Raw genomic sequence first — 22,805 nt, forward strand, 5'->3', positions numbered from 1 at the left:
CACAGCCGTGGACAGTTCTGGTTTCCCTTGCTCAATATGTCGGCAAACCAGAACCGAGGCACGCCAATGATCGACTTCAACAATAAGGGCTTCTTCAAGCTCAAGCAGAACGACGAATACGCCGAGCGGGTCAGGTCCTTGCTGCTGGACGGTGAGCAAGTCATCGACGCCTACAAGTCGATGCGCGACGGCGTGGTGTTCACCACCCAGCGAATCATCGCGGTCAACGTGCAGGGACTGACCGGCAGCAAAAAGGACTTCACCTCGCTGCCGTACAAGAACATCGTCGCCTATTCGGTGGAAACGTCCGGCACCTTCGACCTGGACTCAGAACTGGAAATCTATTTCTCGTCGCTAGGTCAGGTGAAGTTCGAGTTCACCGGCAAGACCTCGATCGTGGAAATATCCAAGCACATATCGAAGCACGTGTTCTGAACCAACGGGCGGGCATTCGCCGCGCAGCGGTCAGTCCAGAAATCGCGGGTTCCACACCGCTTCCCAGAAGTGGCCGTCCGGGCCCTTGAGGTGGCCTCTGGGGCTTCAATAACTCAGCGCGAATCTCCTGAGCAAAGCGGGCGGCCAAGCCTGAGCATGCGGAATCACGACTTAAGGCAACGAGCGCTTCTGGCGCTTGGCTTCGGATGCGGCCAGCGTGATTTTCTGGCGCAGCTCGGATTCCGAATAAGGCTTGTGCAGTATGTGGCACTCGCTGAACTCAGCCGGTATTCGACTGGCGCCATATCCGGTGCTGAAAACAAACGGGATGGCGCGATCGCGAAGGACTTCAGCGACAGGAAAGACGAACTGGCCGGCCAGGTTGACGTCCAACATCGCCAGGTCCGCTTCCACATGTCGCGCCACATCGAGCGCCGTAGCAAGCCGTGCCACTGACGCGACAACTTCACAACCGAGCTCTTCCAGCATTTCCTCGATCAGCATCGCGACGGCGCCCTCGTCCTCGACGACGAGCACCTTGATTCCAACCAGCGAGGTCATGGGTCTTCGGCTCCGATGGGAATCGAAAAGCGGCACACAAACCCTTCAGTGGCGAAATCGGCTTCGAGTTCCCCTCCCAGATCCCGTTCGATGCAGCGTTCCATCAAACGGAAACCCAGCCCATACCGCCCAGTCTCGACCACCGTAGGCCCTCCTTGCTCACGCCAGAGGAAGCTGGCCCGGGTTTCGCTCGGGCACGCCTGGACATTCCAGGTCACTGACAGGGTGCCCGTCTCGGTCGACATCGATCCGTATTTGAGCGCGTTGATCGCCAGCTCGTTGAGCGTCATCGTGAGGCTGAGCGCTACTCGGGTATTGACCTCAATGGATGCACCGTCAATCCGAACGCGGCTAGGCTCATGGCCTACTATCGGCATCAACACTTCACGGACAAGCGAATCCAGCGGGGTGTCGCCCCAATGCCGCTTCGTTAGCAGATCATGTGCCCGCGACAACGCGAGCAGTCTTGCTTCGAACCGCTTGTGAGCATCGCCCGCGCTTTGCGCGTTCCGCGCCGTCTGGGCGGCCAGGGACTGCACGGTGGCAAGCGTGTTCTTGACCCGGTGGTTGAGCTCGTCAATCAGTGTCTTCTGCCGGTTTTCAGCCTGCTTTCGCTCGGTGATGTCGACAAGCATGTTGATCGCACCAATCAAGTTTCCATCCGCATCATGCAAGGGCGTCGGATAAGGAATGAACGGCACACGGGTACCATCCGGACGCTCGGCAATGGCCTCGACACCTCGTATTGCGCGGTTTTCCTTGAGCGCTATCGCCATCGGACATTCATGGTGCGCAAGCGGGCTTTCGTCAGTGTTGTATAGCCGCCACGTGACGCACCACATGTCACCCAGCTGAGGCGTTCGGCCAGACAATTCGACAGCCGCCTGATTGAAGAACGTAATGCGACCTTCTGCATCGGTTGTATAAACCGCCGCGGGCAATGCCTCGAGCAGGTCACGCAGGTGCCGTTCGCTTTCCCGAATTCGGTCCTCCATTCGCTGCGTCTGCGTGACATCCTGGATTATCCGTACGCCATAGCGAAAGCCACCGGATGGATCCCTTACCGACGAGCTATGAATATCCAGATAAACGAGTTCGCCATTAGGTTTGAAAGCACGCTTTCGAAGCACATAGCGATCAAACTCGCCGGTCACCTGACGGGCATAAAGCGCAGCATCCTGCTCAACATCGTCCGGGTGGGTGTAGTTCAGGAACGTCATTGCCAGAAGCTGCTCTCGGCTTCGATCGAGCATGGCGCAAAAGGCGTCGTTCACCCGCAGCAGGCGCCCATCTGCATCGGCCTCGGCGATACCTATCGTGGCCGCCTGATAGGTTGCCGAAAGTCGATCGTCGCTCTCGCGGCGCGCGGTCTCAGCCACGTGGACGTCGGTCATATCGATGGTGAAGCAACGGGTATTGAAGAGCTTGCCGTCTTCGAACCGCCCATTCGAAGTGATCTGGACGTGCTTGATCGTTCCGTCCTTGGCGCGCAGGCGTGCCGGATAACTCTTCAGGCAGTCGCCGCTGGCAAGCTTGCTGAGGATGTCACCGATGACGGGCGCATCCACATGAAACGCCGTTATGGGTTGGCCGATGTATTCGTCGGCCGTGTAACCTAAAAGCGATAACTCAGCCTTGTTGGCCCGCAGGATGATGCCTTGGGCGCTGACAATGTGAAGGCTGACTGCGCTGTTTTCGAAGAAGTCTTCCAGATCGGCGCTTTTGCGATGAAGCTCCTCAGCCATCGCGTGATACGTGGAGACATCCTGAAAGCAACCAATGGCTCCTTGAATGGCCCCCAGCCGATCTTCAAGTGGCCTGACATTTACAAGGGCCACGAACCGCGAGCCGTCTGGACGTTGAACGATCACTTCCGCATTGCGAATAGCCGCGCCGGTTTTGAGAGCCAACGCCATCGGGTAGTCGTCAAAAGCCAGCGGCGCACCGTCCAGTCCGAAAAGCCGATGCGAGCCGCAGAAGCGGTCACCCTTTACTCCAACTATGGGCGTTCTGCCCCATAACTCGGCCGCTTCGTTGTTGTATCTGACCAGCCATCCCTCACGGTTACAGAGATAGACCGCACCGGGAAAGACATCAATCGCGCGGGTATCTGACGAGACCAAGTGATCGTATTCACTTGGTCCCCTGGGAGGTTCTTCTTGCGTCAACATGCTGTAATCCTTAGTCCATCCTGACTAGACGCCTGTTGAAAGCAGGATTATGAAGGGACGATCCCGCCCTGAGCGAGCACGCCGATCCTCCATAACGTGTGGCGGAACACAGTTATCCAACGGTACTTCGTGGCAACTGCTCCGCTACGATCAGCTGAATAGCTCGTCGACGGTACATTGGCAGGAGGAAGGGGAGCAGGAAAACACGTACGGCGTTCGCTTGTCGACCTTAAGTCGACGGCCGACCGGTGCCCTGAGGCGTGCGTCGCGGCGCCAGGCAGTTCACTGTAGGCAACCCAGGCCTTTCGACGGCTCGGGGCACTCGAGCAGCGGTGGACACGAAAAACCAAGGCAAGGGCCACAGTGGCTACAACAAAAAAGGACTTTTCAAGCTCAAGCAGAACGAGGAATACACCGAGCGGACCAGTTCGCGGCTATTAGACGGTGAGCAAGTCATCGACGCCTACAAGTCGATGCGCGACGGCGTGGTGTTCACCACCCAGCGAATCATCGCAGTCAATGTGCAAGGCCTTACCGGCAGCAAGAAGGATTTCACCTCGCTGCCGTACAAGAACATCGTCGCTTATTCGGTGGAAACGTCCGGCACCTTCGATCTCGACTCGGAACTCGAAATCTATTTCTCGTCGCTGGGCCAGGTGAAGTTCGAATTCACCGGCAAGACGTCGATCGTGGAAATATCCAAGCACATATCGAAGCACGTGTTCTGAACCAACGGGCGGGCATTGGCCGCGCGTCGGTCAGTCCAGAAAATGCGGGTTCCACACCACTTCCCTGAGGCAGCCGTCCGGGTCCTTGAAGTACCCGGAATAGCGCCCCAAAAGGGGTCATGTGCCGGCTTGACGATGACGGCGCCCGCCACGTCGGTTAGGACGTTCGAGCTTCGTCAACAGCAAAAGCCCCAGGCCGGGCTTTTACACCAGGTCGAGCCCGTTCGATCTGGCGTTTAAGCTGCGTGGGCCCTGCAGCGAACCACCGAGAAAGTTTCAGCGCTGAGTTTGTTCAATTCGGTTTGCTGGGACGACGCTATTAATGCTCGTGCTTGGCGCTGACGAAGCTCAACGAGGAGAACATACCGCGCACTCGTGCGTCCGGGTCTGTGCTCGGCACGGTGGTGGAGGCGGCAATGACGTTGAGACCGTGGTTGCGCACGGTGATCTTCGCCTTGCCCTGCTTGTCGGTGGTCGCTGCCACCTCGTCCGGGTTGTTCACGTAGTCGGCGATCAGCTCGATATCGGCGGCCGGTTTCCCGTCAACCAGGATCTGCACGTCGAGTTCGTCACCTACCTCAACCGATAGCGGATCACGCTGCGGCACGATGGCCAGCTTGAGCTTGTCCAGCGCGGGAAGTGTTGCGCCTTCCTCCAGAACCGCCAGGCTGTACTTGTAGTAATGCCCGGAATCCAGCGCGCCGGGGACTTTCGTTTCGCCGACGTTGAGCCATTTCTTGTCCGGTGCTTGCGTCCAGTAGCCATTGTCCAGCGCCACGCTGAGCACCGCGGCGGGCTCCAGCGGCTTGAGGCGCGCATGGTCCTCGAGCCGCTCGACCGTGACAGGGATTCGACTGCCATGGTGGTTGGCAGCCCAGGCGCCTGAGATTTTCTTCGGGTCGAAGGCGTTGTCTTCAGCGCCGTGGCCGTAGATCACCTCGATGTTGCCGCGTCGCTCTTCGGTCCACATGCCGTGGGCGGCGGCCTGCCCGGCCATTAACGCGGCAATCAGTGCCATTGCGTATTTTGCGTGTTGCTTGTTCATCTTCTTTCCTTATGGATTCAGCGTTACAGATTCAGTGAGAGGCTCAGGCTGAGGTTGCGCGGCTCGCCCGGCATCACCCAGACGTTGCTATAGGAGCGCTCGTAGTAGGTGCGGTCGAAGGCATTGTTGAGGTTCACGCCCAAGGTCAGGTCCTGCGTGGCCTTGTAGCGCGCAAGCAGATCCACCGTGGTGTAACCCGGCAATTCGAAGCCGCTGTCCGCGACATTGCCGGAGCGGTCGCCGACATAATTGACGCCACCGCCAAGCTCCAGTCCTTTCAAACCGCCATCGAGAAACTCGTAAACACCGAGCAGGCTGCCGCTGTGTTCTGGCACGTTGAGCAGGCGGCTGCCCGATGCCAGCGTGTTGTCCTTCGTCACCTCGGCGTCGACATAGGCATAGGCGCCGATCACCCGAACCTCGTCGGTAAGCTGGCCGGTCAGTTGCAGATCGATACCCCGGCTGCGCACTTCGCCAGCGGCAATCTGGTAGGTCGAGTCAGCCGGGTCAGCGGTGAGCACGTTTTCCTTGGTCAGGTGGAAGGCAGCGACGGTCATGCCCAAGCGGCTGTCGAGCAGATCGAACTTGAAGCCCGCTTCGTAACCGACGCCCTCCTCCGGATCGAATGAAGTCCCGGTACCTGGCCGTGGCGCGCCGGTGTTGGGCTTGAACGACTGCGAGGCGTTGGCAAACACACCGACCTCAGGGGTGAGCTGGTAGAGCGCGCCGATGCGCGGCGTGATCTTTTCGTGAGTCTGCTCGGTGCGTGTGCCGGTTACTTCGTTGTCCAGCCGATGCTCGTAGTGGTCGTAACGCGCGCCGATGACGCCGAAAAGTTTTTCGCTCAAGCGCATCTGATCCTGCAGGTTCAGCGAACGGGAATGGACCAGTTCGTGGCGATCGGTACTGCGCCCGCCAGGGCCCACGCTGAACGGCGGTCGTGGCTGCCCGTAAACCGGCGCACGGATATCGATCGTCGAGATGGGACGGGTGCGCATCAGGCGCTCATCCTTGGCATAGCGCTCGTATTCCGTGCCGATCAGCAGGTTGTGCTCGATGTCGCCGGTATAGACCAGACCACGCAGCTCCAGCTGGGTGATGCTGTCCTGCCAGTCGAAGTCGCGGTAGCGGTACTCGCGGTTGAGGGTGCGGGCATCGTCGGCCAGAAAGCTTGCCTCGGTAGCGCCACCGTTCAGGCGTCCTTGCTTGTAGTGACTGGCCAAGCGGACGGTCCAGCTGGCATTCAGATCATGCTCGATCTCGGCCTGCAGACTTTCGTTGTTGTTGTCGATCTCGCCGTCATCGGGCTCACCGAAAAAGTCGGAACGCGAAACGCTGCCAAGGTGATCGTTGGGCGCAACCACACCGCGGTCGAATACCTGGCTGCTGCGGATCACCTCCGCTTGCACCAACAGGCGAGTCTGCGGTGACAATTCCCAGCTGAACGCCGGCGCAAAGAATTGCCGCTCGCTGGAGCGGTAATCACGGAAACTCTTGTTGTCCTCCACCGCCAGATTCAAGCGATAGAGCATCGTGCCCTCGTCATCCAGCAGTGTGTTCACGTCCAGGCTGCTGCGGTAGCGATCCCAACGACCGGCGCTCAGGTCCAACCGGGCGAACCGGTCGTTTTGTGGACGCTTGCTGACGATATTGATGGTGCCGCCTGGGTCGCCGCGGCCATAGAGACTGGAAGCCGGACCTTTGAGTACGTCGATGCGCTCGACGTTGGACGGATCCTGCGGGTTCATGTAGCCGCGGTTCACGCTGAAACCGTCCTTGTAGAACTCCGAGGTGGTCAGCCCGCGAATGCTGTATTCGTACATGGTCAAGCCGCCGAAGTCGTTCTGGCGGGCCACGCCGCCAGCGTAGTCCAGCGCTTTCTCGATACGGGGCTGCGCAGATCATCGAGCACCGTGGCGGGAATGACGCTGACTGCCTGTGGAACTTCATCCAGCGGCGTGTCCGTCTTGGTCGCGCTACCGGAGCGCCGCGCCTGATAGCGTCGGACACCTTCCCCGTCCTGATCAGCCATGACGAACACATCATCGAGCACAGTCGTATCGTTCTCCTGTGCAAACGTGGGCAGTGATGCCAAACCCGTAACCGCCGCAATCCCGATATACCTCGTTGGAACTCTGCACCTGCTCATAAGGCTTCCGTTAAGATGTTATACCATAACATTTGAACGAAGTGCTTAATCTCTGTCAAGGGCGTGAGCGCTTTGCAAAGCGCTCTTGAACCCTCAGGAGGATCTGGTGGTATGGATGAAGCCATGGCGGCATCGAGTCGGCTTTCGACGAGACGTTATGGCCCGGATCATTTCGGTGGAGCCGGCCAGGTCGAGCGCCAACCCGCTGTCATGCGCGACACTGCTGCGCGGCCAGAGCGCCGAACCCAGGCCGGGTTGCAGTTGATGAACGCTATGGTGCCGTGCTCGAATTCCTGCGCGATGATGCAGTCGCTGGAGAAGCCCAGCCCCTCGCGGTAGAGCCGCAACGACTCAACTCAAGGGTAATGACAGTGATGCGTGACCGCATGTCAGGCTCCGTTACGGGTTGAATCGGAGCCAGAGTAGAACAGTACCGGCGGATGGATCGCTCGTTCTACGCAGGCTGCGGACGCCCACGGACATGCGCGTTTATCAGCGAATCCCGCCGCGCGTCCTACAGCCAACCGGAGCCCGCTCGACTCAGTCGGCTCGGTCAAACGCCTCGGCACCCGCATGGGCAACGTGCGCGGCTTCGCTGCGGTGAACGCCGTGAACGGCAACCGCGCCGATGCAGAGGTCCTCCACGTAGAGCGCGATGGCGACCGCGCTGTAGCGAGCGTACCGCGCGCGCGACATCAGCGACGCCTCGTCGACCAGGCCACATTGCTCGGCGGCAATGGCCTGTTGAGCCTTTCTGATCGCACAGCGGGCGCTGTCGGGCGGGCTGCCGTCGAGCTTGACCAGGCCAAGTGGCTCGCCCGCGGTATCGACGACCGCGATGGACACCGCCCAGCCATTGCGTTCGGCCTCGGCACGCGCCGCGCGCAACGCCGTTTCCGCGCGCTGCATGCCGAGCTGAAAACGGTCCTCCAGCGGCGGAGGCCCTGCATAGATGGCGGCTTCTACGTCCCACAGCCCTGATAACAGTCCGCGTCCCATAAACCCTCCGCTACCGGCTTGCGCTCTATTTTTTGTTATGAACCAGACAATCCCTGGTGACATCCTCGATCCGGGTCAGCCCCAGCAGCGCCATGTCACGTTGCAGTTCGCTCGCCATCAAGTCGATCGCATGCGTCACCCCCGCCTCGCCGGCATAGGCCGCCGCGTAGTTGAACGGCCTGCCGATGAACACCATGCGCGCGCCCAGCGCCAAGGCCTTGAGTACATCCGTGCCGCGCCGGAAGCCGCTGTCGACCATCACCGGCAGCTCGCTGACAGCTTCGACGACACCGGGCAAAGCTTCCAGCGCCGAGAGCGTGCCGTCGAGCTGCCGCCCGCCGTGGTTGGAAACAATGAGTCCATCCGCGCCTGCGTCTCGGGATCGGCGCGCGTCGTCCGGATGGAGAATGCCCTTGACCACCAGCTTGCCCGGCCACAGCCGCCGGACCAGTTCGAGATAGCGCCAGTTGAGGTGGCTGCGACCCGAAAAGTCGCGCTTGACGTTGCCGGACAGGATCGCGACCCCGCGCGTGGCGTAGTTATTCTCGAAGTGCGGCATGCCGTGATTGACCAGCGTGCGCAGGAAGGTGCCGAACAGCCAGCGCGGCCGCACCAGCCCGTCGTAGGCCAGACGCAGGCTGGGCCGCAGCGGTGAACTGAAGCCCGAGCGGGTGTTGTTGTCGCTGTTGGGCGGCACCGGGTAGTCGACGGTGATCACCAGTTTGTCGAAGCCGGCGTTGCGCACGCGCTCGATCAGCGCCTCGATACCGGATTCATCACCAGGCAGGTAGGCCTGAAACCAATCCGTCTCGCCGTTATCAAGCACCTCCTCCATGCGGATCAGCGAGCTGCCGCTGAGGATCATCGGGATACCGGTCTTGGCCGCCGCCTGCGCCTGCACCAGGTCGCCGCGGTAGGCCGAGAGCGCGCTGATGCCCATCGGCGCGATGCCGATCGGCAAGGCGTAGCGCTGACCCAGCAATTCGGTTTCGAGCGAAATATTGGACACGTCCACCAGCGCCCGCGGCAGGAACGAATAAGCGTCGAAGGCGCTGCGATTGGCCCGGGCGGTGTGCCCGTCCTCGGCGACATTGGCGATGTAGCCGTAGATCGGCCGTGGCAGATGGCGCTTCGCCGCGCGATCGAGGTCATGCAGGTTGAGGATCGACGCCAGGCGTCGCGAGGGGTTACTGGGCATCTAACGACTGTTCCTGCTGTGCTGCTGAAAACCCGTTCGGGCGGGCCTCGGGATTGACCAGGTCCCGCGGGCGTTCGCCGCGCAAGGCCTGGCAGATGTTTTCCACCGCGCGATTGGCCATCGCTTCGCGGGTTTCATGGGTGGCCGAGCCGATGTGCGGCAAGGTCACCACGTTGTCCATGCGCAGCAGCGGAGACTCCTGCAGCGGCTCCTGTTCGAACACGTCGAGCCCCGCCCCGGCGATCAGGCCCTCGTCGAGTGCGCGGATCAGCCCGGCCTCGTCGACCACCCGGCCGCGGGCGATGTTGATCAGGAACGCCGAGCGCTTCATTGCTCGGCATTGTTCGTAGCCGAGCAGGTGCTCGGTCTGTTCGGTCAGCGGCACTGTCAGGCAGACGAAATCCGATTCGGCCAGCAGTTGCTCGAAGCTGCGCCGCTGCAGACCCCACTCGGCTTCCAGTTCAGGCTTGGGCGAAGCGTTGCTGTACAGCACCCGCATGTCGAAACCCCGCGCGCGGCGGGCGATGGCTCGGCCGATGCGCCCGAGCCCGACCAGACCGAGGGTCTTGCCGTGCACGTTGCTGCCGAAATGCGGCTCGCCGACATGCTGCGACCAACGCCCCTCGCGCACCATGTTCGCCAGTTCGACCAGACGCCGGGCACTGGCCATGATCAGCATGAAGCCGGTGTCGGCAGTGGTTTCGGTGAGCACGTCCGGGGTGTTGGTCAGCAGAATGCCGCGGCGGCTCAGCTCGGCCACCGGCAGGTTGTCGTAGCCCACCGAGATGGTGGCGATGACTTCCAGCTGCGGCGCCTCGTCGAGCAACGCCGAGCTGACCTGCAATTTGCCGCCGATCAGCCCGTGCGCCTGGCGCAGCGCGGTGGCGACGGCCTCGGGTTGCAGCTCCGGCGCTTCGAAATAGTCGACCTCGAAGGCTTCGCGCAAGCGCTGCAGGTGCGATTCCTTAAGCCGCCGCAGGGCGACGATTCGTTTCTTGTGCATCGGTCACTCCAGTCAGCTGTGTTTGAGTCCGGGCATGTCGAAGCCGGCGTCGCCAAGCAGCACGAGCAGTTCGGCGCACTGGTGCCCATCGAGCTCGACCAACGGCGCCCGCAGCCGCGCCCATTGCTCGTCGTCGCTGAACCGAGCGGTCGCCGCCTTGAGCGCCGCGATCAGCGGGAAGCGCTCGAAGATTTTACGGGTGCGTACCAGTGCGGCCTGCTGCTCATCGGCATCGGCGGCCTGCCAGCTCCTGGCGAGCCGGGCGATAGGGCCCGGATTGACGTTGGCCGTGGCGCTGATGCAGCCTGCGCCACCCGCGCGCAGGGTCTGCAGCAGAAAGGACTCGCTGCCGGCATAGACCTGAAAGCCGTCCGCGCCGAATCGCTCGATCACGGCCCGGGTGTTGGCCCAATCGCCGGAGCTGTCCTTCAGGCCGACCACATTGTTCGGGTAGGCCTTGCGCAGCCGCTCGATCAAGGCCAGCGACAGCGGCACCTGGGAAACCGGCGGGATGTGGTAGAGGTAGACGCGCAGACTGTCATCGCCGACCTGCTCGATCACCTCGCTGAAATAGCGGAACAGGCCCTCGTCGGACACGCCCTTGTAATAGAACGGCGGTAACATCAGCACCCCTTCAACACCCAGGGCAGTCGCGTGACGGGTTTGCGCCACGGTGTCCGGCAGTGCGCAACTGCCGGTGCCGGGCATCAGCCGAGCGGCCGGCACGCCTGCATCGATGAGCGCATCGAGCAGGCGGATCTTTTCTCCAGCGCCCAGTGAATTGGCTTCGGAGTTGGTGCCGAATACGGCCAGGCTCACGTCCTGCTCCAGCAGCCAGCGGCAGTGCGCAATGAAACGCTTGGTGTCCGGCGAATGATCCGCGCCGAACGGCGTGATGACCGGCGCCCAGACGCGCCCCTTGTCCTGACCCATGATGCTCTCCTCTTATTGTGTTGATCAGGCAGCCCACGACGAGCTGCCAGCCATGACCTCAGGCGAGGCGTGTACGACGACGCAAGGGTGCGAGCAGCCAGCGGAATACCGGCGTCGCCTGCAATATCGAGAGCAACGCGATGGACAGCAGCACCACGGCGATAGGGCTGGTCAGGAAGATGCGGTAATCGTCGTTGCCGATCAGCATCGACTGATGGAAGGCGTTTTCCATCACCGGACCGAGGATCAGGCCGATGACCATCGGCGCCGGTGAGACGCCGGCCTTGGCCAACCAGTAGCCGAACAGGCCGAAGCCGAGCATCAGCCCCACCTCGAACAGGCTGTTGTTGAGCGCATAGGCACCGATGATGCACAGCGCGATGATCGCGCAGGCGACGAAGCCGTCCGGAATGCGGGTGACCGCCACGCTGGCTTTGGTGAACATCAGGCCCACGCCAAGCAGACCGATGTTGGCGAAGATCACCGCCCAGATCAGCGTGTAGGTGACATCGCCATAGTCGGTCAGTAGGTTCGGCCCGGGCAGGATGCCCTGCACCATCAGCGCCCCGAGCAGGATTGCGGTGGCCGAGCTGCCGGGAATGCCCAAGGCGATGGTGGGAATCAGCGCACCGCCGACCACCGCATTGTTCGCCGCCTCCGGTGCCGCGACCCCGGCCGGATCGCCATTGCCGAAACGACTGGTGTCCTTGGCGAAGCGCTTGGCCTCGTTGTAGGCGAACCAGCTGGCGGTATCGCCGCCGGTGCCCGGAATCAGCCCCACGATCACACCGATGCCGCTCGAGCGCAGGATATTCGGCATCAACGCTTTCAGTTCGGCGAACTTCGGGATCAACCGGTCGGTAATGCGGCTGGCGACCTTGGCGGCGCCGTGTGAGTTCTCGATCAGCGACAGCGCCTGCGGTATCGAGAACAAGCCGATCAGTGCCACGGTGAAGCTGATACCGGAGAACAGATTGATGTTGCCGAAGGCCATGCGCGGCGTGCCGGTCATCAGGTCCATCCCCACGGTACTCACCAGCAACCCGACCGCACCGGAAAACAGCCCGTTGATCACCGATCCCTGCGCCAGCGAGCCGATGATGGTGATGCCGAGCACGGCGATGGCGAACAGCTCGATGGGGCCGAACTCGACCACGATGCTGCCGAGCAGCGGCGCCGCCAGCAACAACGCGATACCGCTGAGGGTGCCGCCGATGAAGGAGGCGAACAGGGAAATCCCCAGCGCCTTGCCCGCCTGGCCCTGCTGCGACATCGGGTAGCCGTCGAGCACCGTCGCGGCGGCGGACGGGGTGCCCGGCGTGCGCAACAGGATCGCGGCAATGGAACCGCCGTAGGAGGCGCCGACATAGAGCGAGGCGAGCATGCTCAAGCCGGTCGCGGTGTCCATGCTGAAGGTCAGCGGCAACAGCAGAGCCAACGCCATGGTGGCGGAGAGCCCCGGCATGGCGCCGACAAACAGCCCCAGCAGGATGCCGCCAAAAATCGCGGCGAAGTTGGTCAGGGTCAGCACGTTGACCAACCCCGTCATGACGATCGAACTTTCCACGGAAAAAGCCTCGTCGAAAATGGAAGGGAGCGATCAGGCGATCGCCGATGGCAACAGCGGTATGGGAAGCCCCAGAAACTGCACGAACACCAGGCATACCACTGCCACCAGCACTACCGTGCCGATCACGGCGAAGCGCACGGAGACGGTGCGGATCAGCACCAGCGCCAACGCCATGAACAGCACGGTGGCCAGCACATAGCCGAGCGTGGTGATGGCCGCGACGTAGGCAATTGCCAGCACGAAAACGAAGGCCGTCACCGCGTAACGTGGCGGGCCGGCGGGTGCTTCGCTGGCAACCGCTGGCGCGACCTCGCGTTGCCGGGCCGCGCGCCAGCGCAGCAATTCCGAACACACCATGGCCAGCGAGAACAGCCCCACCGTGACCGAATAGATCAGCGGCATCTGCGCTGCGGCTTCTGGATAGCCCTGCGCGTTGCTGAAAAACACCATCGCCAGGGCCATGCCAAAGAGTCCGAGTACCAGCCTGTTCATGTTCATGGGCGCCTCCCCTCGTCGCGTTCGGCCGATGGCTTCACTGTTGCTTGCCACCGACTTCGCTCCAGATGCCCTGGAATTCCTGCTCCATGTCCTCGAACATCTGGCCGTAGTCGTCGCCGGTGACGATGTCGATGTGCAACGCACGCTTTTTGGCATCAGCCAGGAATGCCTCGTCGGTTTTCAGCGCTTCGAAGGCGGCGATCAGCTGCTGGCGCGCTTCATCCGGAATCCCGGCCGGTGCGCTGTAGCCGCGCGAGGAGCCGGCGACCACGTTGATGCCCTTCTCTTTCAGGGTCGGCACATCGGGCAGGCTGTCGAAACGCTTGTCCGCGAACACCGCCAGCGCCTTCAGGTTGCCGCTCTTGATCTGGCTGTAGACGTTGCCGACGTTGTTGAAGCTGACGTCGATCTTGTTGCCCATGGCCGCGGTGGCCGAGGGGCCATCACCCTGGAACGGGACCTTCTTGAAGGACAGACCGGTGGCCTTCTCGATCACCAGCGTGGTGAAGAAGTCGTCGCCGCCCACGCCGGAGTTGCCGACGGTGATACGGCCGGGCTTTTCCTTGGCCGCCGCGAACAGGTCTTCGATGGTGTTGTAGGGACTGTCCTTGGCGACCACCGCAATGCCCGAGTCGGTCACCACGTTGGCGATCGGCGTCAGGTCCTTGATGTTGTAGGTGATGGCGTCGTTCATGATGTAGTTGGTCATCAGCATCGGCGTGTTGGTGATGCTGATCACCGTGCCGTCCTTCTTCGACTGCCGTGCCAGACGCGTCCAGGCGATCGCGCCGGTGGCACCCGGGATGTACTCGTTGACGAAATTGGCACCGAGTTTCTTGGTCAGGTAGGGCTGTACCAGCTGCGCCAGCACGTCGCTGCCGCCGCCCGGCTTGAAGCCCTGCAGCACGGTGACCTCGTCGCCGGCGACGTAGTCCGCCTGGGCCGCAAAAGGAACGGAAAACGCCGTGACGGCGGTCAAGACGGCTGCGGACAGTTGCTTGTTGATCTTCATGTCGCTCACTCCACGTTTCTTGTTGGATTTATCGTGTCTGGCCAGGCAAGCCCAGACGTGGTCAGGAGCGGCAACCGCGCGCCGCCGCCCCTACAGCGGGTCATGCAACGCTCATCGGTTGTTTTCGAGGGTCATCCAGGGTTGGCCGCCGGCTGCGATCGCATAGCGCGCAACGGCCTGCTCGTCGAAGTCGAAGCCGAGCCCCGGGGTCTGGTGCAGCTTGATGTAGCCGTCTTCCTGCTCCAGCTGGCGGTCGATCAGCCGGCGGAAGTTGAGGACCTGGTCATCCCAGAAGAACTCCACGTAACGCGCATTCGGCGTGGCGGCCACCAGCGGTGCATGCACGTCGTGGAACCAGTGCGGGTACATGGGCACGCCGTACCCGGCCGCCATCGCCGCGATGCGGCGCCACTCGGTGATGCCGCCGCAGACCACCGCATCGGTCTGCAGGATGGCGGCGCCGCCCTTGTCGAGCAGCTCCTTGTGGCGCCAGCGCCCAACCTCCACCTCGCCGGTGGCGATCGGAATCGGTGTGGCTCGTGCCAGCCGCGCATGGCTGTCGATGTCGTCGACCAGGAAGGGCTCCTCGACGAAGCTCGGTGCGTAGCGCTCGAAGCGGCGCACGTACTGCAGCGCCTGGGTGACATCGCTCCAGCCGTTGTTGACGTCGAGCATCAGTTCGATGTCCGGGCCGATGGCTTCGCGTGCTGCCGCCACCCGCGCCTCTTCTTCCTTGGGCGAGAGACGGCCGGTTTTCATCTTCACGGCCTTGAAGCCCAGCGACACGTAGTGCGCCATCTCCTCGCCGAGCAGCGTGGGGGTCTTGCCATCGAGGTAGTAGCCACCGCTGGCGTAGGCCGGCACTCGGTCAGCACTGGCCGCACCGAGATAACGGTGCAGTGGCAAGCCGGCGCTGCGTGCATTGAGGTCCCAAAGCGCGGTGTCGAGAATGCTGAGGGCACGCATGACCACACCGGCGCGGCCCTGCAACAGCGCTTCCTGGTACATCTCGCGCCACAGCGCCTCGACGTCCAGCGAGTCGCGGCCCAGCAGCACGGGCGCCAGCAGCTTCTCCACGGCGATCGGCAACAGCTCACCGCCGGCACTGCCGACGTAGCAGAAACCGATACCGCTGACGCCGTTGGCGCCGGTCACCTTGACCAGACCGTAGTCGCGAGCGTGCACCGTGCGGTTGGAGAATGAGGTGACCTTATCCAGCGGCACGCGAGCCGCACAAACGGAGATGGAGCTGATTTTTGCCATTGTTGTTCGTCCCGAATCTCTCGCTGCGTTGAAATGTAAGCGCTTTCATTTCATCTCTGGTGCCACCACTACAAGCTGTTGCAGTGGGAGTTTTAGAGGAAGTAAGCCACTGTGTAATCGCTTACATTTGAATAAAAATGCGATGTAAGCGTTTACAAAAACCTAGTTTCGGTTTTTCCTAATGTCAAACACCAATTTGTTCAGCGTAGGCACAAGGACTCTGAAATGGCTGACTCGGCCCCCCCTTTCCCCCCGTTGCAGACACGCGCCAGCCTGCAGGACGTCGCTCGTCTGGCGAACGTGTCGACGGCCACGGTTTCCCGGGTGATCAACGGCAGCGCTACGGTCAGCGATGACAAGCGCCAAGCCGTGCAGCGCGCCTGCGATGAGCTCGGCTACGTCCTCAATGCCGCCGCGCGAACCCTGGCGTCGCGTCGCAGCATGACCATCGGCGCGGTGGTGCCAACGCTGGCGACCGAGACCTTTTCCCGCACCCTTGCCGGTTTCCAGCAGCGCGTACACGAGGCCGGCTACACCCTGCTGGTCGCCAGTTTCGGCTTCGACTCGCACGTCGAGCTCAAGGAAGTTCAAACCATGCTCGAGCATGGTGTCGACGCCTTGATGGTGGTCGGTCGTACCCACGATCCGAAGATGTGGGAGCTGATCGAGCGCAAGCGTATCCCCTGCGTGCAGGCCTGGGCGCAGGACCACAACCGCCCCAGCGTCGGCTTCGACAACATCGCCGTCGCGCGGCAGATGGTCGAGCATCTGTTGTCACTCGGGCACCGTGAATTCGCGATGATCGTCGGCGAACCGGGGTTCAACGACCGGGTCGGCGACCGGATCGTAGGGACCCGTGCGCGCCTCGCCGAGGACGGTCTGGCGATTCCCGAGCAATGGCACATGGAAACCGACCTGACCCTGGAAGGCGCCATCGTCGCCATGCAGCGCCTGCTGCGCGGGCCGGCTAGACCCACCGCAGTGATCTGCGCCAACGACCTGCTGGCGTTCGGCGCCCTGCTGGCGGCGAAGAACCTGGGCGTACGGGTACCCGAGGAGGTCTCGGTCGTCGGCTTCAACGACTTCGATTACGCCAAATACATGTCCCCACCGCTGACCACGATTCGCGTAGACCTGACACAGATCGGCCACAACGCCGGCACCTATCTGCTCGAGGCCCTGGCCGGCAAGCGGCCGGCCGGTCTGATCGAGACAGCCACCGAACTGGTGGTGCGCGGCAGCTCCGGGCCGGCACCGTCCGGCGCCGGTTGAGTCCAGCGCCCCCCCCCTATCCTGGAGCCGATTGCTGCGGCGTCGATCCAACCACCGAGAGGAACGCCCATGAACAAAAATAACGGCAACTCCATCGAAGGCGCAGCGCAAGGCATGCGCAAAGGCCTGACCAACTATGGCGATGCGGAATTTTCGCTGTTCCTGCGCAAGGCCTTCATCAAAGGCGCCGGCTATTCCGACGATGCCCTGTCGCGGCCGATCGTCGGTATCACCAACACAGGCAGCGGCTTCAACCCTTGCCATGGCAACGCGCCGCAGCTGATCGAGGCGGTCAAGCGCGGGGTGATGCTGGCCGGCGGGCTGCCGGTGGACTTCCCGACGATTTCGATTCACGAGAGCTTCGCCCACCCCAACAGCATGTTCCTGCGCAACCTCATGTCGATGGACACCGAGGAAATGATCCGCGCCCTGCCGATCGACGCGGTGGTGCTGATCGGCGGCTGCGACAAGACCGTCCCGGCCCAGTTGATGGGTGCCGCCAGCGCCGGCGTGCCGGCCATTCAACTGGTCAGCGGCTCGATGCTGACCGGTTCGCACCGCGGCGTGCGCGTGGGTGCCTGTACCGACTGCCGACGCTTCTGGGGCATGTACCGTGGCGATGAGATCGATCAGCAGGAAATCACCGAGGTCAATGACCAGCTGGTGGCCAGCGTCGGCACCTGCTCGGTGATGGGCACCGCCAGCACCATGGCCTGCGTCACCGAAGCGCTGGGGATGATGCTGCCCGGCGGCGCCACGCCACCGGCGGTGACGGCCGATCGCATCCGCATCGCCGAGCGCACCGGCACCCAGGCCGTGGCGATGATTCAGTCGCGGATGACGCCAGACAGGATTCTCACCGAGCAGGCCTTCGAGAACGCGCTGATGGTGCTGCTGGCCATCGGCGGTTCGACCAACGCCATCGTGCACCTGTCCGCGATTGCCGGTCGCTGCGGCATCCGCATCGACATGGACCAGGTCGACGCGCTCGGCCGCAAGATTCCGGTGCTGGTCAATCTCAAACCGTCCGGCACGCATTACATGGAAGACCTGCACAAAGCCGGCGGGCTGGCCCCTGTGCTGCGCGAATTGCGGCCCTTCCTGCACCTCGATGCGCTGACGGTTACCGGACGCACCCTGGGCGAAGAGCTCGACGCCATCGCCGCCTTCCCACAGGAGGTGGTGCGCCCGCTGGACAACCCGATCTACCCGCAAGGCGGCATCGCCTTTCTGCGCGGCAACCTGGCACCGGACGGGGCGATCATCAAGCAGTCGGCCGCCAGCGCCGAGCTGATGGAGCATGAAGGTCGCGTGGTGGTGTTCGATGGCCTGGAAGATCTGGCCCAGCGCATCGACGACCCGGACCTGGACGTCAACGCCGACGACATCCTGGTGCTGAAGAACATCGGCCCGAAAGGCGCGCCCGGTATGCCCGAAGCCGGCTACATCCCGATTCCGCGCAAGCTGGCGCGTGCCGGCGTGAAGGACATGGTGCGCATCTCCGATGGCCGCATGAGCGGCACGGCGGGCGGCACCATCATCCTGCACGTCACGCCCGAAGCGGCGGTCGGCGGACCGCTGGCGCTGATCGAAAGCGGCGATCGCCTGCGCCTGAGCGTGGCTGAGCGCGCCCTGGATCTGCTGGTCAGCGACGAGGAGCTGGCACGCCGACGCGATGCGCTCGAACGACCGGAACCGCGTGAAGGCGACGAGCGCGGCTATCGCAAGCTGTTCCTCGACACCGTGACCCAGGCCGACAACGGCTGCGACTTCGACTTTCTGCGCAGCCTGGACGAAGCCGGCAGCGTGCCGCTGCGTAAATGAATTCACAAGCGTCGCCTCGCACCGGCGACGCGAAAACCACAATGACCTGGAGTCTAAGCAGTGAATTTGACTGATCCGAACGACTACCTCTTTACCCCCGCCATTCCCAGTCTCGCGATTGCCGGCAGCAGCCAGCGCTACCCGGTGCGGCGCGTCTACTGCGTCGGCCGCAACTACGCCGAACATGCCCGCGAGATGGGCCACGACCCTGATCGTGAGCCACCCTTCTTCTTCACCAAGCACCCGGACAGCCTGCTCCCCGATGGCAGCGTGTTCCCCTACCCGCCGGGCACCGAGAGCGTGCACCACGAGATCGAGATGGTGGTGGCCATCGGTCGCGGTGGTGCCGATATTGCGGTCGAGCAAGCGCTCGAGCATGTCTATGGCTACGCCGTGGGACTGGACATGACCCGCCGCGACCTGCAGGCCGAAGCCAAGAAAATGGGCCGGCCCTGGGCCGTGGCGAAGGGCTTCGACCATGCCGCGCCTTGCTCGGCACTGGTGCCGGCAGCAACCATCGGCCATCCGAGCGAGGGCCGCATCTGGCTCGAAATCAATGGCGAAACCCGCCAGGAAGGCGACCTCGCCTCGCTGATCTGGAGCGTACCGGAGGTGGTCGCCTATCTGTCGCGGCTGTTCGTCCTCGAGCCCGGCGACCTGATCATGACCGGCACCCCCGCCGGCGTCGGCCCGGTGCAGCGCGGCGATCGCTTGAGCGGCGGCGTTGAAGGCATCGGTACGCTGGACATCACGGTGGGCTGAACGCCCCGGCGCGTCGATACAACGACACCGACGACCTTGGGCAGGGCTTCTGCAAACGGCTGCTGGATGGTAGGTTTCGGACCCTTCAGCCGTGATCGAGGCCCCGTAATGCGCGTATCCAGAATGTGTCGGGCACGGCTGTTCGTCGTTGCGTTGCTGGCGGCGCTCAGCCGCCTGGCCGTGGCCGACGCGGATGTTGCCGACATCGACACGACGGTAACCGACGCCGCCCAGGGCGTGATGGTGCAACACGCGATTCCCGGTCTGGCGATAGCGATCACGACACAGGGCGAGCAGCGCTTCTACAACTTCGGTGTGGCCTCGAAGGCGACGCAGCAGCCCGTGACCCGCGACACGCTGTTCGAGATCGGCTCGGTCAGCAAGACCCTGACCGCCACCCTGGCGGCCTATGCCCAAACCCAGGGCAGGCTCGCGCTGACCGACAGCCCCAGCCGCTACCTGCCCGCCCTGCAAGATAGCCAGCTCGATAAAATCAAACTGATCGACCTGGCCACCCATACCGCCGGCGATTTCCCGCTGCAGCTGCCCGACGAGATTCGCAACGAACAACAACTGAGGGATTACTTCAGAGCCTGGCAGCCGCACTACGCAGCAGGCACACGGCGCGTCTACGCCAATCCCGGCATGGGTCTGTTGGGTATGGTTGCGGCCCGCAGCCTGGGGCTTTCCTATGTCGAGGCCTTGCAGACCCAACTGCTTCCGAAGCTTGGGATGAACAGCACCTATATCGACATTCCGCCCAGCGAAAGGGCGCGCTATGCCCAGGGCTACAACAAAGACGGCGACCCGGTCAGGCTGAACCCCGCGTTGCTGGCCAACGAAGCCTACGGCGTGAAAAGCACCAGCCGGGATCTGCTGCATTTCGTCGAAGCGCAGCTCGGTATTGTCGAAACGGACAGTTCGGTCAGACAGGCCATGGCGGCGACCCGAACCGGCTATTACCGGGTCGGAGCCATGACTCAGGCGTTGGTGTGGGAGCAGTACGACTATCCGGTCGCGCTGGACGATCTACTGACCGGCAACAGCAGCCAGATGGTGCTCGAAAGCCAGCCGGTGGAGGCGATCGCCCCGCCGCTGCCGCCGCAGGCCGATGCCTGGATCAACAAGACCGGCTCGACCAACGGATTCGGTGCCTATGTGGCCTTCATTCCGGCCAAGCAGCTGGGCATCGTCATCCTGGCCAACCGGTACTACCCGAACGAGGCACGGGTCAGGCTTGCGCACCGCATTCTGAGCGGGCTGGAAAAGTAGTGGCAGCTTGGGTGGGCAAAGGCGAAGCCCACCGCACTGCAACGCAGGCGCTACCGATCGGCCTCTGTGCGAAGGAGCTCGTCATCCATCGTGGAAATCGACTCAGCCCGTACTGAACGAAGACCCGGCGGCTGATCTTCGGTGCGAATTCCCAACGCCATCAGCAGCGTTTCCGTGACCTCCATGAAGGAATATCCATCGGCCCATATCTGCGTTTCACCGTTCAGCCTGTTATCCATTCTCTTCCACGTCCTGGCTGGCGCATCCGCCCAGCCGCTGAGTTTGATTGTTGTGTTCCGCCGTACCGGCGGTAGCAACTACAGCATCGAGCGTGCCACCTCCAAAAAAGAATTTATCCTTTATTATCAATAAGTTATATTTAGACGAATAAAAGGTTCCGTTGCACTTTGCACGAACTCATGCAGCGCCTCATGCGATGTGCACGTCTGCGCTACCGAGCGCGGCCAAATGCCCGGCAGCTTGTAGGGCGTGCGCGAACCGAGACGCCGCGCTATTCAACACGATGCTGACCGTCGCCTAGGTGAGGACGGATTTGTCGGCGCTTGACGCTTTCTTCACACGGCCTTGACGGTTCCTTGATCGCGCGGGCTTTAGGCTGCGGGCCCGATTCCTCTAATAGCGCTCGCGCCATGTCCAACCTCCGTTCACCGCTACGTTTCGCTCGGAATCCCGTCTGCTCGCAACCAGGCGCACGTCTGCTGCTGGCCGGCGTGTTGCTCTCCATCAGCGGTATCTGCTCGGCAGCGCCCTTGGGCGAGAGCCTCCTCTCTTGGGATCACTGGGCCGACTCGGCTGGTCGTGCGGCGCGCGACAGCGGTACCTGGATGCCGCTCGCGGGTGCCGTCGTCATCGCGGCTGGTGGCTGGGACCACCCGTGGCAGCGCTCGCTAAGCAAGCACCAGTACCTGTTCGGCGACGACGGCGAAGACGCCAGCAACCAACTGCTCAAGGCCAGCACCGTGCTCTATGCCACCAGCGTCGTGTTTGCCGCGCCCGACGATACGGCCTTTACCGACGCGCTGGACTGGAAGGCGGCGAACATCGCCACCTTCGTTGCCGGCAAGACCAGCGTCGATGAGCTGACCGGGCGACTCAAGAAAATCTCCGGGCGTGAACGCCCCGATGGGGTGGAGGACGACGCCATGCCGTCACGCCACAGCGCGACGAGCGCTGCCGAAACCGCGATGACGCGGCGCAACCTGGATTACATCGACATGAACCCGACCCTGCGCGATGCCGCCAAGATCGGTCTGCACGCCCTCGATGGGCTGACCGGGCTGGCCCGGGTAGAGGCCGATCAGCACTACCCGACCGACGTGCTGGCCGGCATCGCGCTGGGCAATTTCGTCTCCTCGTTCGCCTTCACTCTGCTGCTCGAGCGTGATGAGCCGCCCACATACCAGCTCAGCATGGTGCCCGCCCTCGACGGCTATGCGCTGCAGACCCGCATCCCCTTTTGAGAGACGCTCGGCATGCACCTGCCAGCCGCGGCGATAGGGGCACCCTCCCTGCAGCCGCTTCGGTTTACAGCCAACCGAGGGTGACGCCGGCGAGCAGCAGGTAGCGGCCGCCCTTGGCCAGGGTCACCAGTAGCAGGAAGCTCCACAGCGGTTCGCGCAGGGTGCCAGCGACCACCGTCAGTGGATCGCCGATGATCGGCACCCAACTCAGCAACAACGACCAGCGACCATAGCGGTGGTAGCGCTGCTGTGCCCGCTCCAGCTGCTGTTCGCTGACCGGAAACCAGCGCTTGTGGCCCAGCCGTTCGACCATCCGACCGAGCAGCCAGTTGAGCAGCGAGCCCAGCACATTGCCAAGCGTGGCCACTGCCAACAGCATGCCCGGCGAGGCACTGCCCTTGACCAGCAAACCGACCAGCACGGCTTCCGATTGCGCCGGTATCAGCGTGGCGGCGGCGAACGCGGCAGTGAACAGGCCGAAGTAGGCGGTCAGATCAGTCATTCGCCGTCAACCGCTCCCACGCAGCATCGATGGCGGGCTGGTCTTGTACCGGCAACGACGACGTCGAGCCCGCGTTTTGTGGGAGCGGTCTCGACCGCGAGGTTCTCAAAACCACACCGTTGCTATC

At 62.8% G+C, this 22,805-nt stretch carries 20 protein-coding genes and 1 pseudogene; 8 read left to right on the forward strand and 13 right to left on the reverse strand.

Annotated features, from left to right (window positions below; all coding sequences use genetic code 11):
- Positions 1–66 precede the first annotated feature (66 nt).
- Positions 67–435, forward strand: a complete 369-nt coding sequence (locus tag KCX70_RS22135; RefSeq protein WP_102852704.1) for a PH domain-containing protein — start codon at positions 67–69, stop codon at positions 433–435.
- A 171-nt stretch (positions 436–606) separates the two neighbouring features.
- On the opposite strand, the gene KCX70_RS22140 is transcribed toward KCX70_RS22135, so the two are convergent.
- Together KCX70_RS22140 and KCX70_RS22145 are read right to left on the reverse strand one after the other, a co-directional pair.
- Positions 607–996, reverse strand: coding sequence for a response regulator (locus KCX70_RS22140; protein WP_212618851.1), 390 nt, complete (start codon positions 994–996; stop codon positions 607–609).
- Positions 993–3,167, reverse strand: a complete 2,175-nt coding sequence (locus KCX70_RS22145; protein WP_212618852.1) for a PAS domain-containing sensor histidine kinase — start codon at positions 3,165–3,167, stop codon at positions 993–995. Before KCX70_RS22145 ends, KCX70_RS22140 begins: the two co-directional genes overlap by 4 nt.
- A 332-nt stretch (positions 3,168–3,499) precedes the next feature.
- Between KCX70_RS22145 and KCX70_RS22150 the strand changes: the two genes are divergently transcribed.
- Positions 3,500–3,895 (forward strand): PH domain-containing protein, encoded by a 396-nt coding sequence (locus KCX70_RS22150; RefSeq protein WP_212618853.1) that lies wholly within the window; start codon positions 3,500–3,502, stop codon positions 3,893–3,895.
- Positions 3,896–4,214: 319 nt separating this feature from the next.
- On the opposite strand, the gene KCX70_RS22155 is transcribed toward KCX70_RS22150, so the two are convergent.
- The 10 genes and pseudogenes from KCX70_RS22155 to KCX70_RS22200 form a co-directional block, all read right to left on the reverse strand.
- Positions 4,215–4,940 carry a DUF4198 domain-containing protein gene (locus KCX70_RS22155; protein WP_212618854.1) on the reverse strand — a complete coding sequence of 242 codons (726 nt, stop codon included), beginning with the start codon at positions 4,938–4,940 and terminating at the stop codon, positions 4,215–4,217.
- A gap of 23 nt (positions 4,941–4,963) precedes the next feature.
- A pseudogene (locus tag KCX70_RS22160) lies at positions 4,964–7,089 on the reverse strand (TonB-dependent siderophore receptor).
- A gap of 540 nt (positions 7,090–7,629) precedes the next feature.
- Positions 7,630–8,088, reverse strand: a complete 459-nt coding sequence (locus tag KCX70_RS22165; protein WP_249121684.1) for a heme-binding protein — start codon at positions 8,086–8,088, stop codon at positions 7,630–7,632.
- 25 nt (positions 8,089–8,113) lie between these two features.
- Positions 8,114–9,286, reverse strand: coding sequence for an alpha-hydroxy acid oxidase (locus tag KCX70_RS22170; protein WP_212618855.1), 1,173 nt, complete (start codon positions 9,284–9,286; stop codon positions 8,114–8,116).
- Complete coding sequence (locus KCX70_RS22175) at positions 9,276–10,289, reverse strand: 2-hydroxyacid dehydrogenase (protein WP_212618856.1); 1,014 nt, start codon at positions 10,287–10,289, stop codon at positions 9,276–9,278. The genes KCX70_RS22170 and KCX70_RS22175 overlap by 11 nt, the downstream gene beginning before the upstream one ends.
- A 12-nt stretch (positions 10,290–10,301) precedes the next feature.
- A complete protein-coding gene (locus KCX70_RS22180) occupies positions 10,302–11,222 on the reverse strand; it encodes a dihydrodipicolinate synthase family protein (RefSeq protein WP_212618857.1) in 921 nt (306 codons plus the stop codon).
- A gap of 58 nt (positions 11,223–11,280) precedes the next feature.
- Positions 11,281–12,789, reverse strand: a complete 1,509-nt coding sequence (locus KCX70_RS22185) for a tripartite tricarboxylate transporter permease (protein WP_212618858.1) — start codon at positions 12,787–12,789, stop codon at positions 11,281–11,283.
- Positions 12,790–12,822: 33 nt separating this feature from the next.
- Entirely contained in the window at positions 12,823–13,290 is a 468-nt protein-coding gene (locus tag KCX70_RS22190) for a tripartite tricarboxylate transporter TctB family protein (RefSeq protein ID WP_212618859.1), read from the reverse strand.
- Between the two features lie 34 nt (positions 13,291–13,324).
- A complete protein-coding gene (locus KCX70_RS22195) occupies positions 13,325–14,302 on the reverse strand; it encodes a Bug family tripartite tricarboxylate transporter substrate binding protein (protein WP_212618860.1) in 978 nt (325 codons plus the stop codon).
- A gap of 111 nt (positions 14,303–14,413) precedes the next feature.
- Entirely contained in the window at positions 14,414–15,565 is a 1,152-nt protein-coding gene (locus KCX70_RS22200) for a mandelate racemase/muconate lactonizing enzyme family protein (RefSeq protein ID WP_212618861.1), read from the reverse strand.
- A gap of 225 nt (positions 15,566–15,790) precedes the next feature.
- Here KCX70_RS22200 and KCX70_RS22205 point away from each other — a divergent pair, with 225 nt between their 5' ends.
- From KCX70_RS22205 to KCX70_RS22230, 6 genes are all read left to right on the forward strand, one after another.
- Positions 15,791–16,837 (forward strand): LacI family DNA-binding transcriptional regulator, encoded by a 1,047-nt coding sequence (locus KCX70_RS22205; protein ID WP_212618862.1) that lies wholly within the window; start codon positions 15,791–15,793, stop codon positions 16,835–16,837.
- A gap of 114 nt (positions 16,838–16,951) precedes the next feature.
- On the forward strand, positions 16,952–18,661 hold the full coding sequence (locus KCX70_RS22210; RefSeq protein ID WP_336512535.1) for an IlvD/Edd family dehydratase: 1,710 nt from the start codon (positions 16,952–16,954) through the stop codon (positions 18,659–18,661).
- Between the two features lie 60 nt (positions 18,662–18,721).
- Positions 18,722–19,423 carry a fumarylacetoacetate hydrolase family protein gene (locus KCX70_RS22215; protein ID WP_249121685.1) on the forward strand — a complete coding sequence of 234 codons (702 nt, stop codon included), beginning with the start codon at positions 18,722–18,724 and terminating at the stop codon, positions 19,421–19,423.
- Positions 19,424–19,531: 108 nt separating this feature from the next.
- The gene (ampC, locus tag KCX70_RS22220) at positions 19,532–20,695 is read left to right on the forward strand and encodes a class C beta-lactamase (RefSeq protein ID WP_212618864.1); all 1,164 of its coding nucleotides are present in this window, start codon (positions 19,532–19,534) and stop codon (positions 20,693–20,695) included.
- Positions 20,696–20,836: 141 nt separating this feature from the next.
- The gene (locus tag KCX70_RS22225; protein ID WP_212618865.1) at positions 20,837–21,067 is read left to right on the forward strand and encodes a hypothetical protein; all 231 of its coding nucleotides are present in this window, start codon (positions 20,837–20,839) and stop codon (positions 21,065–21,067) included.
- A 278-nt stretch (positions 21,068–21,345) separates the two neighbouring features.
- Positions 21,346–22,176, forward strand: a complete 831-nt coding sequence (locus KCX70_RS22230; RefSeq protein ID WP_212618866.1) for a phosphatase PAP2 family protein — start codon at positions 21,346–21,348, stop codon at positions 22,174–22,176.
- A 64-nt stretch (positions 22,177–22,240) separates the two neighbouring features.
- Here KCX70_RS22230 and KCX70_RS22235 read toward each other — a convergent pair whose 3' ends face one another.
- The gene (locus tag KCX70_RS22235; protein ID WP_212618867.1) at positions 22,241–22,678 is read right to left on the reverse strand and encodes a YqaA family protein; all 438 of its coding nucleotides are present in this window, start codon (positions 22,676–22,678) and stop codon (positions 22,241–22,243) included.
- Between the last annotated feature and the right edge of the window lie 127 nt (positions 22,679–22,805).

The organism is Stutzerimonas stutzeri, assembly GCF_018138085.1.
Classification (GTDB): domain Bacteria; phylum Pseudomonadota; class Gammaproteobacteria; order Pseudomonadales; family Pseudomonadaceae; genus Stutzerimonas; species Stutzerimonas stutzeri_AI.